Genomic DNA, 16,318 nt, shown 5'->3' on the forward strand with positions numbered 1-16,318 from the left:
GGTGATTGCCTTTCATGGTTATTTTTGAATGCGGGATGAGAATACTTCCCGCTGGTGCTTGGGTGAGGAGTCCTTCTGGTTGACTTTGGCAAGGTAGCTGCAACGACGGAAACACTGGTCGTATTTGCATTCATATTCGGGATCATCCTTTCGGAGCATGACACCGTTTTCCTGCGGTTGCCCTTGCCGGTTCCTCATACAATCGTCGATTAGTCCGTAGCTGGTTGCCCGTCCTGCGTCATTATGCTTCGGAGACAGATTCAGCGTCTTTTCCCATAACCGTTCCGCTGTCTGAATATGGTCGTGGATGCTCTGTGTCTTATGTCCGTTCATCATCAAAGCAACGTGATAGTGCTGATGTTTCTCTCTGGAACATTCCCGGACTGCGATATACGCCGGGTCGTAACCCGCTCTCTTACGGTTCTTGATGAAGGTCTCCTGAAACTGACTGAAGAGTTCGTTGTCATTCGGATGCCCGTAGCCTTGGGGGAATCGGACATCATACCGCATAAAGAAGGTTTTACTGTGACGGTTGCTCATGTCGGTCATCAGTTGATCGATCTTCTCCAATATCGACTCTTTGCATCCAAGCTGCTTGGCTTTATCCGTCATGATGGGATGTCCCTGGTACTGGTCTTCGTAGGTGATTCTTTCGTTTCTCATGATGTTGCCTTTCTCTTGTTATTATTCTGCTTTGGTTACTGTTTATTCTGTTTCTCTTTGTGTAGGGATGAGCCCCCCGGTGATGTCTAAAGCCCTCACCGGGGGGCTCATATAGGTACTACCATTTACCTGCTTTTGATAATGTGAAACATGCCTGCTGGCGCGGGAGCTTTCGATCCACGATCTCCTGCGTAGCGTAGATGGTGCTTTGACCGGATTATTCCCCACATAGGATATACGACACGATTATGTAATTAATTCATATTTACCAGTTTCCCAACAAAACATGAAGAATCAAAGAGGTTGAGGTTACAATGTTGCATTCTTCAAACTGTGTGCTATATTGATGCTAAGTAAACGAAACTATCGAGGTTTAACGCATGAGTAAGTCCGCTCTTGAATTTGCCATTTTCTGCATCGAGGCAGTTGCGCAGAAACTGCACTTACCCGGCAACCGAGTGTACGATATGCTTGCGAAGCAATCCGATATTTTGAATACCTATCTGATTCCTTCTTTCGATGTGCTTCATACGCAAAGCAAGCAGTATATAGTCGATGATATTCTGTCATTGATGCGGGAACGCGGGGTGTTATCGTGATTGAAGTGTATCATGGTTCTTTTATGGAAATCCGCAAGCCGGATATCGCGTTTTCGCGGCAAACCCTTGACTTCGGAAGAGGTTTTTATATCACTCCACTTCGGGAACAGGCGGTCAGATGGGCGTTGCGTTGGCAACGACGTGGCAAGAAAGCCATCGTCAACACATATGTTTTCGATGACAGTTCCGATGCGCTGGGGAAACTTCGAGTGAAGGATTTCCCGGAATACGATTCTTCCTGGCTGCATTTCATTATGGAGAACCGGAGCGGACAAGCATCGGAATCTTACGACATCATTCGTGGTGGAGTGGCTAATGATAAGGTATTCAACACGCTGGAACTGTTCTTCGATGGTTTGATTTCCGAAGAGGAGGCATTGGGGCGACTGAAGTTTGAAAAGCCGAATCACCAGATCTGCATCTGTCGTCAGGATTTAGTGGATCGGCTTCTGGTATTCCAATCATCCGAAGAGGTGTCTGATGGAAGCCAATAGCGTTCTATTGCAGAAGAAATATGCCCGGATTGTTGCGTTGTTCGCAGAACAGATGCAGCTTACCCTTGATGAGGCGCTGGAGTTTTTCTATCGTTCAGAAACCTATCAGGAACTGCGCGATGGAATTGCCGATCTGCACTGCCGAAGCGATCAGTATATTGTAGATGAACTGAAACTCGAATTTCAGTCTGCAAAATAACTGATTCTTAAAATCCATTCTTTCAAGTTATAGAAAAGCGTAATATACTTCGCTGTCTATATGTTTTCCATTCTGATTTATGGATTGAGTTGTCTATTATTCGTGCCAATTTTGCAATATTAATCTCGTTTTATATATGTATTACGTTTGAAAAAGTAGATTGTGTGATACTATATTGCCGTAAAAGAAAACCGGGAGATTATGGAAATGATTGAGCGATTCATTCTGAAAGATTTAATTGCTTGGAAAAGCTCTTCTTATCGAAAACCGTTGATTCTGCGAGGAGTACGGCAATGTGGAAAGACTTGGATTCTTCAAGAATTCGGCAGGCAACATTTTGAAAACACTGCCTATTTCAATTTCGAGCGGCAGAATCGTTTAGGAGAAGTCTTTTCTGGTGAGCTTGATCCTAAGCGAATTTTGCTTGAGCTCGGTGTGCTGGCGCACCAGAAAATAGAGCCCGGCAAGACGTTGGTCATTTTCGATGAGATTCAAGCATGTCCCCGGGCGTTGACCTCACTCAAATATTTTTGTGAGGAGACTCCGGAATACCATATCGCTGCTGCAGGCTCCCTGCTGGGGATCGCACTTGCAGCAACGGATGGTTTCCCTGTGGGTAAGGTAAATTTTCTGGAGTTGACGCCATGCTGCTTTGCAGAATATTTGCAGACAGTGGATTCATCGTTGTTTGAATATACCAATTCACTTGTTTCGCCCGAACCGATTCCAGGAATATTCGAAGAGCGTCTGGCAAAACATTTGAACGAATATCTGACCATCGGCGGCATGCCTGCCGTGCTTGAATCCTACCTGTCGAATCATGATCTTTCGCAAGCGGAGAATATTCTGGAAGACATTTTGAAAACGTATGAGCTGGACTTTTCCAAACATGCTCCGGTCAGAGATATTCCAAAACTCTTTTTGTTGTGGAAATCAATTCCGCAGCAGCTGGCGCGTGAAAACGCCCGGTTCATTTACGGAGAGGTGAAAAATGGAGCACGCGCAAAAGATCTTGAGAATGCGTTGCGTTGGCTGGAGAGTGCCAGCTTGATTCACAGGATCACCCGGATTGAGAAACCGGAGATACCATTGAATGCTTACGAGGATCGCAAAAGCTTCAAACTCTATCTTGCTGATGCAGGATTGCTCCGGAAACTGGCGGAGATACCGGCGGCTTCCATTTTGGTGAATCCGGATATTTTCCGTGAATACCGGGGACGGTTGGCAGAGAACTTCGTCCTTCAGCAGTTGGTTGCCATGCGATTTTCTCCCATTCATTACTGGACCAGCGGGAATCTGGCGGAAGTGGATTTTGTAATACAGGATACTGTCGAGGTTATACCGGTTGAAGTGAAATCAGGATTAAACGTCAAAGCCAAGAGTCTTAAAAGCTATCGTGAAAAGTACCATCCCAAACAGGCACTCCGCTTTTCCATGCAGAACCTGAAATTGGATGACGGCCTGCTGAATGTCCCGTTATATCTGATCCATCGATTTCATGATTTTCTACATACTGAAACACGGAATGACAAGAATGGAGAAATGTGATTATAAATACTGTTTTTCTTCCCCGTTTCTTCCCCATTTTGACTTGAAAAAACGTTGAAAAATGGTATGTTTATTTGTCTTCAAATTGACAGGGAAGCAGGTTTGATTCCCGGTTTGGAGATTGGCTGATTGGCATGTAAAAGTTCCCCATTTCTTCCCCGGGGAAAGGGATTTTCCCCGTTTTTTCCCCATAAAAGGGAAATCGGAAACCTGTGGAAGAAGTGCTATAAAGTGCCAAACTTGAGCGTGGAATGCTTAAAAACACGGAATTTTGAGGCGTAATCGGAGTGTCCGGTCACCCCCACCAGCTCCACCATTTTTGAAGTCAAAAACCAGTAGTAATCAATGAGTTACTGCTGGTTTTCTTTTTGTCTGAAATACGTGAAAAAACCTGCAAAAACCCGCTTTTTGATGCAAAAAAAATAAAAAGTCCCGCATTTTTTACGCATTTTTCGGGGCCGTTTTTGGATGTAATTTCCTGTCTTAACTTTGTATAGCTTAAAGATTTACCATGTCTGCTAAAATAGTATTTTTTGGCTATACTCGGAAAAAAACGTTATTTTCACACCACCACGGAACCAATATTGGTTCCGTGGTCAGGTGGTCTGGTTTCTACGTATTTGCAAGATAAATTACCAAATACGAAGGAAACCAAGAATGTGCCAGCAACCCACTTAGAATTTATCCCTAAATAACAGTTGAAAACATGAAAAATATTGCTATATTATCATCAAACACTAGAAGGAGAATATGGCAATGAATTCGTGGGAAGTCTCTGATACTTTTTGGTCGAAGGTCGAACCTTTGATTCCTCGTGCAAGGCGTGATAGCAATCGGGAGTATCAGCGTCGTCGCGGAGCGGGACGCAAACCGTTGGAAGCGCGTCGAGTATTTGAGGGTATCGTGTATGTTTTGCGAACGGGAATACAATGGAAAGCGCTTCCCCGCGAATACGGGAGTTCAAGCAGCATACATCGTTATTTTCAGCGCTGGTCGAAAGCCGGATTGTTTCAAAAATTGTGGAAGAAAGGTTTGGCGGAATACGATGAATTGGAAGGGATTTCCTGGCGTTGGCAAAGTATCGACGGAGCAATGAACAAAGCCCCATTGGCCCGGGAAGCAGTAGGTCCCAATCCCACAGACAGGGGAAAAAAATGGGACCAAACGTCACGTTCTCGTAGACGAGCGTGGCATCCCGTTGTCAATAGTCGTAACCGGAGCAAATCGGAATGATGTTACGCAAGTGAATGCCGTTTTGAGCGCAAGAATGAGAAAGCCGCGAGTAAGAACAAAGCAGAATCTTTGTGCGGATGCCGGTTATACCGGCTCTGGAGAAGTTATGAAGGCGTACCGATATATTCCGCACATCAGACCGCGAGGAGAGGAGAAAATTGCAGTCAGGCAAGGTTATAAAGCTCGACGTTGGATTGTGGAAGTGGCCCATTCATGGTTCAATCGCTTCAGAAAACTTCTGGTGCGTTTTGAAAAAACACATGCCGCATATGAAGCATTGTTTCAACTGGCGGCATGCATGATTATTTATAAAAAACTTGCAGTTATTTAGGGATAAGTTCTTAATGAATTCTGCGAAATATGGGCTAATCAGAAAAATATCCTACGTTCGAGCAGACGGGAACGCTGACTTGGCGTTTGAGAGGACATAAGACGGGTTTTGAAGTTCAAATAAAGCGCAACGAGGTAAGCCGCTCGTTCCAAAGAGGTTTGGTTGATTGAAAATTCTGTGATATCTGGTTATTACGCCACGTCAGCAAACGAACGGAAACGACAGATTTTATCCGGCAACTTCATAACTGCTGCCGCCGCGAGCGCCGTCAACGCCAAAGTTACGTGCGCAATTGTCATCTGATTGCGGATAGACCGATAGTTGAAATGGGTGAGCTGCTCGACTTCACGATCACCCAGCCGTGAAAAATATCGCTCAACTTCGGTTCGTTTGGCGTAAGTTTCCTTAAAGGACCTGCTCTGACGGGGAACTTCGGCGCGAAGGTTTTCCGGTGTAATGTATGTGGTACATCCATAACGCTCTTTCGAACAGATTAGTTATATAAACTGTTAAAAATAAATAAGATAAATGGATTCAAAGGATCCACGCCTTGTTTCAAATACGGAGAAAGAGAAAGCGAAGCATAACCTAAATCATAGATTTTAAGCTCAAGAGTTAAATTTTGGGACTTGCAAAACGCTAAAATATACGCTTCAATTAAGTGCCGGACAAAATCTCCGGCGGAAAGAAATCGCACATGAACGAACAGAATATACCACCCAACATTAAGGCAGCCATCCGTCTTCCCACTACTGCCGCCATCAGACGTATCCAGAAAAAACAAACCGCTGTCATTCTCTCGACGAAGTCAAACATGGCAACTCAGCGCTGATTGTTACATGGAAAGATAACATGAATCCTATGCCACCTGTTTTCCACGCCGGTATGACTTCAATAGACCGCCCAATTGGAAGAATTCCATGATCTCTCCGTCCGCATCCTGTGACCATGGATTTATCATTCGACCGCCAATACCGGAATGCGGACGGACGCTCATGATTGTAATACTCGATGAACTGTGTAACGGCATAACACAACTGCACCTCGTTGCTGGTCGAGACATTCGGCCTTCAATGTTTTGATAAAGGGGTTACTTGAAAAAGTAAACGCACGTTTGTCAAATTAACAACCCTCGCCCTCAAAAATTTATGCATTCAGTTAGCCAAAGCGGTAAAAAGGCATAGAATTTCTCTCTAGCCGCAACTGGAAAGTTTACTTTTTGTGCGTTTTCCCTGATAAAAAGACAACAATCCCCCGTGGTGTTACGTTGAATGCGACTCCCTTCTTTGCGACAAACTAAATGCAACCTGTCTATTTTCTGCGGTGCGTTTACTTTTTTAATTGACCTCTGGAAAATTTTTTAGTAAAAATGCTGTTTTTTTAATTTGGGGATTGACATTGGGAATTTTTTTCGCTATACTATCTTCCCGGTTTTGCATAAATTTGCGGAATCGGGTATAGCAAAAGGCAATAAGATGAATTTTCTGACCTGGAGTTTCCGGTCCGGGGCCTGTTTGTTGGCGGGAGGCGTCCTTATGGTCGGTTTTGACGGTTGCAAGGAGAACGGCGGTGGTGGTGACGCCGAGGCTAAAATTTTCTTTTTCATAAATGATGAAGAAAAAGACGGCGGTGGCGGATATGATGCCGGAACACTGAATAATTACACCGTCCACCACGAAGGGCTTTCCTTCTCGGTGAAACAGATTCATGCCGATCCGGACGGGGATTTACTCGTGCCCGGCAATGTTATAATTGCCGGCGAAGAAACGATGTTTCAACAATGCGGAACCTACGATATTACCATCAATGACAATGGCGTGGTTTACCGTTTTCCGAATTTTGTCTACCAAGGGGAACAAAATCGTTTCATCGCCCGCGGGCGGGGATGGAGTATGTACATTTCCCGGGATGACTGGAAACAATAGCGATCAGGATCGATGAAATGATGTCGAATATATTCATAAAAGAATACCTGATCGGTCTTTTATTCACGGGGCTGTTTGTTTCGGCCAATGCGGGCAGCGCTCCGGAGCGGCAATTGCTTGAGGCAATGGAACGCAATCGTGCCGCGTCTTATACCGTGACGCTGGCCAATCCTTATCGTGAAATTACCGGGGAGAGTGATTTGATTCCCTATGCTCCGGATTGGGTGTTTTACCGTTTTTATCGCAATGGCGAATTATTTTTGCGGCTTGAGGAACGAAAAGACGGTCAACTGGTAGGCGCCTATGTGAAAAACAGCGAAGGGATTTTCGGCTTTTATTCGAATGGTTTCGCTGCCGAAATCCTTGATGTGCCGCCGTTGTGGTATCCAGAATTGATTCATTTGGAAACGCCGGCCGATGAATTGGCAATCTGTTCTTTTGAAGAAACAACGGTGAGAATCGGTTCGGAAAATTATACCAAAATCAGTGTGATAACGCCCAGAAATGCCGGTGATATCCAAAAACTTACCGGAGAAGCTCAGGGTGAATTCAAGAAGAGGTGGAAATATTATAAAGAAAATCGTCCCTTTGTCCGGGAATTTTTTATCGGTTCAAATGGCCTGATCCAAATCCTCCGTCACTACAATTATGCCGGCAAATTGATTTTTGATCTCAATTTGGCAGGAATGGAATTGCTGGCTGGGCCGGAGGATTCGCTTTTTGCCACGCCTCCCGACCTGAAAGGGTTTTTTATCAACCGCAGCAGCTTCGGGCAACGAACGCTGTCCTTGATGATTGAACGGCAAAAACCATCGATCTGGTCCGGTATCGGGCAATGGTTTGCCAAAGCATGCAGGATCGGATCTCCGGAATTCATCAACGGCTGTTCTGTTCTTTTAACATTGGCGGGGATCGGAGGAATCGGATTGGTGTGCACAGTCAGATTGCACAACCGGCGCCGTGCCGAGGCCGGAAAGCGCGGCGGCCGGAAACACTGAAATCATTTCACCCGGCGGGAAACCGAAGCACTCCCTGCCGGGTCTATTGTTTGGCAGGCGCCTTGCTCTTTTATCGTTCATTATTCATTGCGATTCAGGAAATCCCTCCGGGCCTGAACCATTGCCTGGGTCAGCGGCTGGCTGCCGTCGGCCAATAAGTCGCGGTTCATCGCCCAGCAGAAAACGCCGCCGTAGCCATTTTCCAGGTAATAAGTGGTTTTGTCGTAAATACTTTGCGGAGAATCATAGATGACGAATTCCCGGCGATCCGGCCCGAACGCCCAAACGCCGCAGGATTCCGGCTCGTATTCACGTTGCCAGTCTTCACTGTAATCCAGCGCCTCGCGATAAGTGATCTGTCGCCAGTTTTCATCCGGCACTTCGACAAACCGTTCGGTATCCCGGAAATAATTGCCGTAGAATGGCAGCCCGATGATCAGTTTCGAGCGCGGCATTCCGACGACATTTTCCAGATAGGTGAGCTGATCGACCGAACTGACCCGGGCCGGATCGGCCGGGTTGGCAAAACGCGGCGCATGATAGTTCGACGTTCCCCAGCCCAGATCATAACACATCACATTGACATAATCCAGGCAATCGCGCATGACGGCGAAATCATTGTATTTCAGCGACCAGTCTCCCGGCGGCAGCGCCGTCGTCAGGAGATAATGCCGGCCGTTCCGGCGTCCCAGCTCATCCAGTGCGGTCCGCAGCGCTTTGATCGTCGCCGACCATTGCTTGCCCAGCGGTTCGGTGTTGGGATGCTCCCAATCGACATCCACGCCGTCATAACCGTTCTTTTCGACGTAATCAATCACCTGGGCAACGTAGGCGTCAATTTCCTGCTCCGTCCCGGTAAAGCAACCGAACGGAGTGGTGCCGCCGAGGGAAATCAGCGCCCTTTTGCCTTGTTTCCCGGCGTGGGCGGCGAGGGCGGGATCCGGTTCCCGGTCGGCGGTCAGCAACAAATTGCCGTCCGCATCGGCTATCAGAAAAGCGTTGAAATAAAGGTCATAGGCCGGATCGATCCGTTCCAGCGGATAATGTCCGTCGTAATAGCCGCCGAGCAGTGGCTCCAAACGTCCGTCCGGCGAGGTTGTGCAGCCGGCCAGCAGCAGGAGCAGCATCCCGCCCAAAGACAAGGTGATTTTCTGCATGATTCTTCTTCTCCTGTCGATTTGCTCAATTAGTCCTGGTGAATTTGGGCGTTCAGGGCCAGCAGTTCTTCCAGTTTTTCGAAAGCCTGTTCCCAGCGCGCCGTCGTCTGTTCGGTTTCCAGCTTCAACCCATTCAACTTTTTATTCAGTTCGGCAAAATCAAGGCCGGAAGCCTGACTGCTCAACTGGGCGATGATGGCCTTCTGCTCCTGCTCCAGAGTTTCGAGCTGTTTTTCCAGCCGGGTGACTTCCTGTTCCGCCCGCCGTTTGTCGGCCGCCAGCGCCTGCCGCTTCTGAGCCCGTTCCCGCCGTTTCTCCCTGGAATTGTCGAAGACGATATTCTCTTTTTCAGCGGCTTTGCCGGCCGTCGCAGCCGGGGCGTTTTCTTCGGCCGTCTTTTGCAGGTAGTAATCGTAATTGCCGAAATATTTCTTGATGGTCGGCGGCCGCATCGCCACGATCGTCGTCGCCACCTGGCGGACGAATTCGATGTCATGGCTGACCAGACACAGGGTGCCGCGGTAAGCCTGCAGCACTTTCTGCAATGCTTCCCGGGCGGCGATATCCAGGTGAGTGGTCGGTTCATCCAGCACCAGCAGATTCGGCGGGTTGACGAAAATGCGGGCGAAGCAGAGGCGGATTTTTTCGCCGCCGGAGAGCACTTTGCACAGTTTATGGCTGTCGTCACCGCTGAAACCGAAACTGCCCAGCACTCCGGGGATCATATTCAACGGGAAATCGCGCCTGGCGGCGCCGCGCACCACGTCGTAGGCCGATTGCTCCGGCTCCAGGAGGTCGGCAAACTCCTGCGCCTGATAACCGATGACCACGTTGTGGCCGATGACGACCCGCCCGGATTGCGGAATATTCCGGCCGGTCAGAAGTTTCAGCAAGGTACTTTTGCCGGTGCCGTTGTAACCGACGATGGCGATTTTATCACCGTGGTCGATTTGCAGCGTAGTGTCGACGATCGTCGGCTCTTTGCCTGGATAGGCGAAAGTGACCTGCTCCAGGCGGGCGGCTTCCGCGCCGCACGGCGGCGGCTCCGGCAGGCGAATGCTGCCGGAATAACTCAATTCATCCGGCACGACGACATCCTGGATGCGATCGAGCTGCTTCTGCCAGCTCTGGGCCTGGGATGCTTTGGAACTTTTGGAGCGGAAGCGGTCGATGTTGCGCTGCAGCTCCTTCTTTTTGCGGTCGATGTTGCGTTTGGCGGCTTCCAGGCTGACTCGCCGGTTCTCGCGCTCCGACCGGTAAAAATCGTAATTGCCGGGATAGCGCGTCACTTGGCCGGCGTTGATTTCCAGCGTGATATCGGTCAGTTTGTTCAAAAGGAAACGGTCGTGGGAAATCAGCAGCATCGTGCCGCGGAAACCGTTGAGAAAACGGCAGAGCCATTCCACCGCCGGGATGTCCAGATAGTTCGACGGTTCGTCGAGCAGCAGGATATCCGGGCGGGCGATCAGCGTCCTGGCCAGCATGCTGCGCATCTGCCAGCCGCCGCTGAAACTTTTCAGCGGCCGCTCGAAATCCGTCGTCGCAAATCCAAGCCCGCACAACGCCGATTCCGCATCGGAGCGCATGTGATAACCGCCGAGATGTTCGAATTGCGTCTGCAATTCGCCGTGGCGCTTCAAAAGCGTTTCGGTATCCGTCACACCGCCTTCATGCAGCCGTTGTTCGAGTTCGTGCAGTTCTTCGCCGATGCGGCGAAGCTCCGGCATCGAATCGGCGGTAAAATCCAGCAGGGTCTGTCCCGGACTGTAGTCCGGCAGTTGCTGATGCAGATAGCCGATGCGCTGGCCTTTCGGCAGCGTCACTTTGCCGCGGTCCGGCGACAGTTCTCCGGTAATGATGCCGAACAAGGTGCTTTTGCCGGCGCCGTTCGGTCCGACCACGCCGATGCGGTCGCCCGGGTTGATGCGGAAACTGACGGCATCCAGCAACTGCTGTTCGCCGTACCCTTTGGAAATTTCAGCAAAATCAATCATAATTATTTATTGTTCTCAGGTAATTCAATGACATAACGAAAACCGATATCGGTTTCACTGTCGCCAGTATGGGTACTGGCGGCGCAACGGGCGAAACCGGCGTCGGTTTTGAAACTGGCCCCTTTGACCACGTACAAGCCGCCGTGGTTCGGTTTGCGGACAAATTCCCGTACGTTACCGCACATGTCGGCGACGCCGTAAATCGAACGGTCCTGTGGGAAAGCGTTGACCGGGGCGCCGAACGGAAATTGCCCGGACGACTTATGAACGGCGGTCAACGCCGCTTCCGGCTGGAATTGCTCTCCCCAGATATAAGTGCGGCCGTCCACGCCCCGCGCCGCCTTTTCCCATTCCTGCGGCGTCGGCAGCCGGTAACGCAGACCGGTCGTTTTCGTGCGCCAGCGACAATAAGCCTCCGCCGCTTCACCGGTGATGCCGGTTACCGGCATGTTCGGCGCAAAGGGGGAACGCAGCTCGCCGCCGGCGTCCCAGGCGTCCGTATACTGCCGGTCGGCATCGGGAAATTTCGCCATATATTTCGCCTGGTCCTTCGGCGCCTGGCGCCGCCAGAATTCCAGATATTCGGCAAAAGTCACTTCATAGCGGCCGATAAAATACCCCGGCAGCGTGGCGTTGCCGTTGTTCGGCAGCAAATTGGAAACGTTGCCGAAAGAGAACGGTCCGGCCGGAATATAAACGGTGTTGTTTGGAATGTTGGCCGGGATTTCGATGTTCAGTTCAACCGGCTTGGAACTGCGCAGGCTGGCCGGATATTTGATCACCGATTTTCCCGGCAATTGGACCAGAAACAGGTAACTGCCTTCCGGTAGCACCGTCTGCAGCGGTGTGGTTCCCAGTTGGGTAGCCGCTTCAAGCGGCTGGTCCGGAATGAGCTGTTGATAGAAAATCAGCGATTCCGGCACGCTGGTGTTGATGGAGACCTGGCACTCTTCGGCGATGATGTCCCGCAGCGGACCGGCCTGCGCCTGGTCGGCGGCGATGATCGTGTTGTAAGCGTCGAGACTGCGTTTCCGCAGCCGGTCGGCCAGTTGGCGGACCATCGCCAAATTGTCCGTCAGCGTGTAGTAATTCAAGCGCCTGGAATAAATTTCGACGATGCTGGAAGTGACGCCGGCCGAATCGTAACCGGCCATTTCAAGCTGGGAAAGCAGTTCCAGCGCCGATTCGTAGAAATTTTCAAATTCCGTCTGCTGCACTTTCAACTGCTCCGCCAACTGCAGGAATTGTTCTTCGCTGATATCGTCGCTCTTTAACTTCTGCTGCAGTTGCGAATAGGTGTTCAGTGCCCGTTCATAGGCGATATTGCCGTAAAAAATATTGTGATTGGCCGGAATCAACCTCGATTCGAACTGGGCGATCTGCTCATAGCGCAATGCCGTAAAAACCCCCAATGCCGTGAAAAAGGCGATGATCAAGGCCAGCGGCACTACCGGATGGCGGCGGACCAGTTTGGTGAACCGGTAAAACGGCGGCGGTGAATAGGCCGAAACCGGATAATTGTCCATGAAATTCCGGACGTCGCCGATCAGAGCCTGCACCGTCGGATAACGGTCGCTTTTCACACGCGCCATCGCTTTGAGGCAGATTGCTTCCAACTCACGGGGAATCTTGCGGCGCGGCGCCCGGCGGCGCGGCGGCAGGAAATCGCCATTGACCGCCTGCTGCAGCACCTGGTTGATCTCCGCGTTATCGGGAAAGGGGGTCGGCTTGCCGGTCAGGATCGAGTACAGAATCGCTCCCAAACTGTAGATATCGGTCTGCGAATCGATTTCATCGGACAGGCCGGCCACCTGTTCCGGCGCCATATAGGCCGGAGTGCCGCTGATCGATCCTTTGTGCGTCGCCGTGGCGTCCGGATCGTCCGTTTCGTTGTTTTCACTCAATTCGGTATCGAGGCTGATTTTTTTGCCGGCTTCCGAAGAATCGTTTTCGGCCTGGTATTTGACCAGCCCCCAGTCCATGACGAAAACTTCGCCGTAATCCCCCAGCATGATGTTGGCCGGTTTCAGGTCGCGGTGAATGATGCCTTTGCTGTGAGCGAAAGCCACGCCGTTGCAGGCGGAAAGAAAAATTTCCAGCAGGCGGTACAGTGAATATTTGCGCTGGTATTCCCGGTCGCCGGCGTCGATTTTTTTCAACACCAACCGGAGGGTCTGGCCGATGACCCGTTTCATCGTGAAATAGGCGCCGACGTCATCGAAGACGCCCAGTTGATGGACCGGCACGATATTGGGATGGTCGATCTGCGCCGTCGCTCTGGCTTCCCGGATGAAGCCGTCGATGAATTTCGTATTGTTGCGATAGGCCGGACGGAGGATTTTCAGGGCGATTTCCCGGTTCAACACCGGTTCGCGGGCGGAAAAAACCGTCCCGATGCCGCCGAGACCGATGGTGGTGATATCCTGATAGCGGCCGATGGTATTGTCGCTGGTCAGACCGAGAATCCGTTTCAATTCCTCAATCGATACCGGCCGGTCGGAATTCAAGTCCTCGACGAGTACCGTTCCGCCGGTCAAGTTGTCAAAAATAGCCGAGCGATCTTCCATGCCACCGTGATTTCCGGATTAATTTTGCCGCTGCCGGACTTTGGCGTCCAGCAACTTGTATTGATCCTGCAACTTTTGCAACGTTTGGCTGAATTGCCGGAAATATTCCTCCTGAGCAGTCTTGGTCGTCGGAACGATTTCAGTTCCTTCCAGCGAAAACTGATCAGGAAAGACAAAGCATTTGGCTTCCTGCTTGCGGCCCATGTCGAAATTTTCAATGCCGACGACCACCCCGACGAAATCGCCCTGCTTGGTCATGACGATATCGCCAATATCGGCTTTCAATTCGCTGCCGGCCAACCGGGTGGAGTTGCGGATATACAAATATTCATCGTCGGCGGCCATGCTCATCGAACAGCGCACCTCCAATGGCGCACTGTCTTTGCCGAACGAATCCTTTTTGAACAGGTACAGCTCATGCAATCCGCGTTTTTTCAATTCCGAAACTGTCAGCAGGTTCAACTGCGCGGCGCTGATTTGAGGCGCTTCCAGCATACCGACCCGGACATCTTCCTTGACGGCATACAATGCTCCGGCCGGCACGCTGGCGGTTGTATTTTCCGCTTCCGGCGGCAGCCACTGGGAACTCAGGTCGTAGACCTTGCCGTAGGCTTCCGGCACGTTGAGCATATCGGTCAACAAACGCAGGGCGCTGATCAGGAAATTCTTGCCGCCGACCGCCACCACCGGCAAAAAGAAACTTTTCCGGACGGCGTGATCGAGCAGCAGCCGGCGGTCCTTCAAGTTGAAATCCAGCCGGACCGTCGAATCGGCGTATTTTTCATAAACATCGCTGCGCAGGCGTTCTTCGGCCAGCGCCAATTGCTCCCGGGTATTGTCCAGCTCCGTCTGCCGGGTGGCGATCTCCCCCTCCAGCCGGGCGATATTCGTTTTCGCCTGGTTCAACTCCGTCTCAGTTGCCGTTTTGGCATTGGTCAATGCCTTCAATTCGCCTTTCGCCCGGGTCAAGTCCGACACTGCATTTTTCAAAACGTTCTGCAAGTTTTCCAATTGTTTTTTGTGGTCGGACAATTCCAGGTCGCGGGTATAGATCGACCGCTGGGTCGTTTCCAGCCGGCTGCGGGCATCGGCCAGCTCCTTTTCCGTCGCGCTGAGTTTACCCTGCATGAAAGAATAACTCAGCTCGGCATCCTTGAGTTTGCCGTCCGTCTCGACGATGCGGTTGGTCGCCGTCGTCAACTGCCCCCGGGCGGCAGTCAATTCGCCGGAGGCGGTTTCCAGTTGGGCGGTGGTGGTGTCCAGGGCATTTCTGGTGTTCTGCAATTCATTGCCGGTTGCCAGCAGCTCCTGCTGCTTGGCCGCCAGTTCCTGAGAGGTCTGTTCCAATTGGTGGGTCGCGGTTTGGTATTGTTGCTGCAGCGCCGCCAGGTCGCCGGACGCGGTCTGGTATTGCCGGCGGACCTGTTCGAGTTCGGTATTGACATCGGCTTTTTCCAACGCCAGCAACTCCCGGGCGCGGCGCTCTTCGCTCAACATCTGCTGCAATTCTTCGGCCGACAATTCGCCCAGATTTTCCGGCGACAGCGCCAATTGCTTTTCCAGATAGGTCAATTTCTCCTTCGCCTCGCTGAGTTCCCGGTTCAACTGCTCCAGTTGCCTGGCGCGTTCTTCGTCAAACCCCAACTCCTGTTGCTGCTTCAGCAAGGCAGCCCGGGCCGCTTCCAATTTTTCCATCTGTTTGCGCAATTCGGTGATAATCACCTGCGAGGTATAGGTGTCGATGCCGGCTTCGGCGCTGCCGCCGCTGCGGGCGCTCAAACTGCCGTCGCCCAGGGTGGGAGACAGGCCGGGCATCATCGACAGCATCGACAGGACGATGAAGTCGCAGATTACGACCATGATCGAACGATTCACTTTCTGACTCTCCCGTAGTTGACTTATTTATGGTCCTGGACCAGCAGCCTGGAGCGCATCGGGTAGAGCAGTGTCAGGCGCAGAATGATGCTGAAAACAATGCCGACCAGCGTGGAAGAATAAGCGATCAACAGGCTGCCGGGACTGAAGGTCATCACCACGAAGGAACTGACCGTGCCGAACAAACCGATGTACAGCGGCAAATCGAAAAAGATATCGGCATTTTTCAACTGCTTGAATTTCAAATCGACCGAGTCGGCGCTGACTTTGATGCGGCCGATGATCCACTGGGCGGCCAGCAGGGCGGCAAACTGCAGCACGAATAGACCGATGAAGATGAAAAAGGATATTTGACCGACCAGTTCATTGCGCTCCGCCAGTTGCTGGCGGGCCTGCTGGGTGAGTTCTCCGATGGCCGGCGCGCTTCCGGCGATGAATTGGGAACGGAACGCATCGTAGTGGTTGAAACAGTAGAACATCGCCAGTACGAACACGATGCAGACGATCGCGATAATGCCGCTGACCACAAACCGGATATTGCCTTTTTTCATCTTTTCCTTGAACCTCAAAACTGAACTCTTTGTTTCCGCCGCATAAAAAACCCGAGGGGGTAAAGTACAACGGTCCTAGACAATAGTCAAGCGGCGAAAGTTTGATTTTTATTCGCCACTTTCACCGAAAACCGTTGAAAAAGCCGGGGCGGGATTTGCGAAAAAGCCGTTTGGCATGTAAAGT

13 protein-coding genes are annotated in these 16,318 nt (G+C 51.0%); 7 read left to right on the forward strand and 6 right to left on the reverse strand.

What is annotated here, in order from left to right; all coding sequences use genetic code 11:
• Positions 1-18 precede the first annotated feature (18 nt).
• Positions 19-663 (reverse strand): inovirus-type Gp2 protein, encoded by a 645-nt coding sequence (locus HWX74_RS18465; RefSeq protein WP_176015033.1) that lies wholly within the window; start codon positions 661-663, stop codon positions 19-21.
• 380 nt (positions 664-1,043) lie between these two features.
• Between HWX74_RS18465 and HWX74_RS18470 the strand changes: the two genes are divergently transcribed.
• The 7 genes from HWX74_RS18470 to HWX74_RS18500 all read left to right on the forward strand — a co-directional run bounded on the left by HWX74_RS18470 (position 1,044) and on the right by HWX74_RS18500 (position 7,990).
• A complete protein-coding gene (locus tag HWX74_RS18470; protein ID WP_176015034.1) occupies positions 1,044-1,262 on the forward strand; it encodes a DUF3791 domain-containing protein in 219 nt (72 codons plus the stop codon).
• Complete coding sequence (locus HWX74_RS18475) at positions 1,259-1,756, forward strand: DUF3990 domain-containing protein (protein WP_217705026.1); 498 nt, start codon at positions 1,259-1,261, stop codon at positions 1,754-1,756. The genes HWX74_RS18470 and HWX74_RS18475 overlap by 4 nt, the downstream gene beginning before the upstream one ends.
• Complete coding sequence (locus HWX74_RS18480) at positions 1,743-1,955, forward strand: DUF3791 domain-containing protein (protein ID WP_176015035.1); 213 nt, start codon at positions 1,743-1,745, stop codon at positions 1,953-1,955. The genes HWX74_RS18475 and HWX74_RS18480 overlap by 14 nt, the downstream gene beginning before the upstream one ends.
• Before the next feature lie 207 nt (positions 1,956-2,162).
• On the forward strand, positions 2,163-3,503 hold the full coding sequence (locus tag HWX74_RS18485; protein WP_217705027.1) for an ATP-binding protein: 1,341 nt from the start codon (positions 2,163-2,165) through the stop codon (positions 3,501-3,503).
• A gap of 750 nt (positions 3,504-4,253) precedes the next feature.
• A protein-coding gene (locus HWX74_RS18490) for an IS5 family transposase (RefSeq protein WP_368506834.1) occupies positions 4,254-5,067 on the forward strand; the annotation gives its coding sequence in 2 pieces (ribosomal slippage) (positions 4,254-4,652 and positions 4,654-5,067; 813 coding nt in all).
• A gap of 1,535 nt (positions 5,068-6,602) precedes the next feature.
• Positions 6,603-6,992, forward strand: coding sequence for a hypothetical protein (locus HWX74_RS18495; RefSeq protein WP_176015036.1), 390 nt, complete (start codon positions 6,603-6,605; stop codon positions 6,990-6,992).
• A gap of 17 nt (positions 6,993-7,009) precedes the next feature.
• Positions 7,010-7,990: a hypothetical protein gene (locus tag HWX74_RS18500; protein ID WP_176015037.1), complete on the forward strand. Its 981-nt coding sequence runs from the start codon at positions 7,010-7,012 to the stop codon at positions 7,988-7,990.
• Positions 7,991-8,070: 80 nt separating this feature from the next.
• Here HWX74_RS18500 and HWX74_RS18505 read toward each other — a convergent pair whose 3' ends face one another.
• From HWX74_RS18505 to HWX74_RS18525, 5 genes are read right to left on the reverse strand one after another with little or no spacing between them, the layout of a single operon-like run.
• Positions 8,071-9,147 (reverse strand): glycoside hydrolase family 18 protein, encoded by a 1,077-nt coding sequence (locus HWX74_RS18505; RefSeq protein WP_176015038.1) that lies wholly within the window; start codon positions 9,145-9,147, stop codon positions 8,071-8,073.
• A 29-nt stretch (positions 9,148-9,176) separates the two neighbouring features.
• Positions 9,177-11,141, reverse strand: a complete 1,965-nt coding sequence (locus HWX74_RS18510; protein WP_176015039.1) for an ABC-F family ATP-binding cassette domain-containing protein — start codon at positions 11,139-11,141, stop codon at positions 9,177-9,179.
• A 2-nt stretch (positions 11,142-11,143) separates the two neighbouring features.
• Positions 11,144-13,708 carry a bifunctional serine/threonine-protein kinase/formylglycine-generating enzyme family protein gene (locus HWX74_RS18515; RefSeq protein ID WP_176015040.1) on the reverse strand — a complete coding sequence of 855 codons (2,565 nt, stop codon included), beginning with the start codon at positions 13,706-13,708 and terminating at the stop codon, positions 11,144-11,146.
• Positions 13,709-13,726: 18 nt separating this feature from the next.
• Positions 13,727-15,583 (reverse strand): hypothetical protein, encoded by a 1,857-nt coding sequence (locus HWX74_RS18520; RefSeq protein ID WP_176015041.1) that lies wholly within the window; start codon positions 15,581-15,583, stop codon positions 13,727-13,729.
• A gap of 23 nt (positions 15,584-15,606) precedes the next feature.
• Entirely contained in the window at positions 15,607-16,134 is a 528-nt protein-coding gene (locus tag HWX74_RS18525) for a hypothetical protein (RefSeq protein ID WP_176015042.1), read from the reverse strand.
• Positions 16,135-16,318: the final 184 nt, after the last annotated feature.

Source organism: Victivallis sp. Marseille-Q1083 (assembly GCF_903645315.1).
Lineage (GTDB): Bacteria > Verrucomicrobiota > Lentisphaeria > Victivallales > Victivallaceae > UMGS1518.

Bases quoted from the DNA above. Each gene is read 5' to 3' on its own strand.
- HWX74_RS18465 (WP_176015033.1), bottom strand. From the start codon at position 663: ATGAGAAACGAAAGAATCACCTACGAAGACCAGTACCAGGGACATCCC.
- HWX74_RS18470 (WP_176015034.1), top strand. From the start codon at position 1,044: ATGAGTAAGTCCGCTCTTGAATTTGCCATTTTCTGCATCGAGGCAGTT.
- HWX74_RS18480 (WP_176015035.1), top strand. From the start codon at position 1,743: ATGGAAGCCAATAGCGTTCTATTGCAGAAGAAATATGCCCGGATTGTT.
- HWX74_RS18485 (WP_217705027.1), top strand. From the start codon at position 2,163: ATGATTGAGCGATTCATTCTGAAAGATTTAATTGCTTGGAAAAGCTCT.
- HWX74_RS18495 (WP_176015036.1), top strand. From the start codon at position 6,603: ATGGTCGGTTTTGACGGTTGCAAGGAGAACGGCGGTGGTGGTGACGCC.
- HWX74_RS18500 (WP_176015037.1), top strand. From the start codon at position 7,010: ATGATGTCGAATATATTCATAAAAGAATACCTGATCGGTCTTTTATTC.
- HWX74_RS18505 (WP_176015038.1), bottom strand. From the start codon at position 9,147: ATGCAGAAAATCACCTTGTCTTTGGGCGGGATGCTGCTCCTGCTGCTG.
- HWX74_RS18510 (WP_176015039.1), bottom strand. From the start codon at position 11,141: ATGATTGATTTTGCTGAAATTTCCAAAGGGTACGGCGAACAGCAGTTG.
- HWX74_RS18515 (WP_176015040.1), bottom strand. From the start codon at position 13,708: ATGGAAGATCGCTCGGCTATTTTTGACAACTTGACCGGCGGAACGGTA.
- HWX74_RS18525 (WP_176015042.1), bottom strand. From the start codon at position 16,134: ATGAAAAAAGGCAATATCCGGTTTGTGGTCAGCGGCATTATCGCGATC.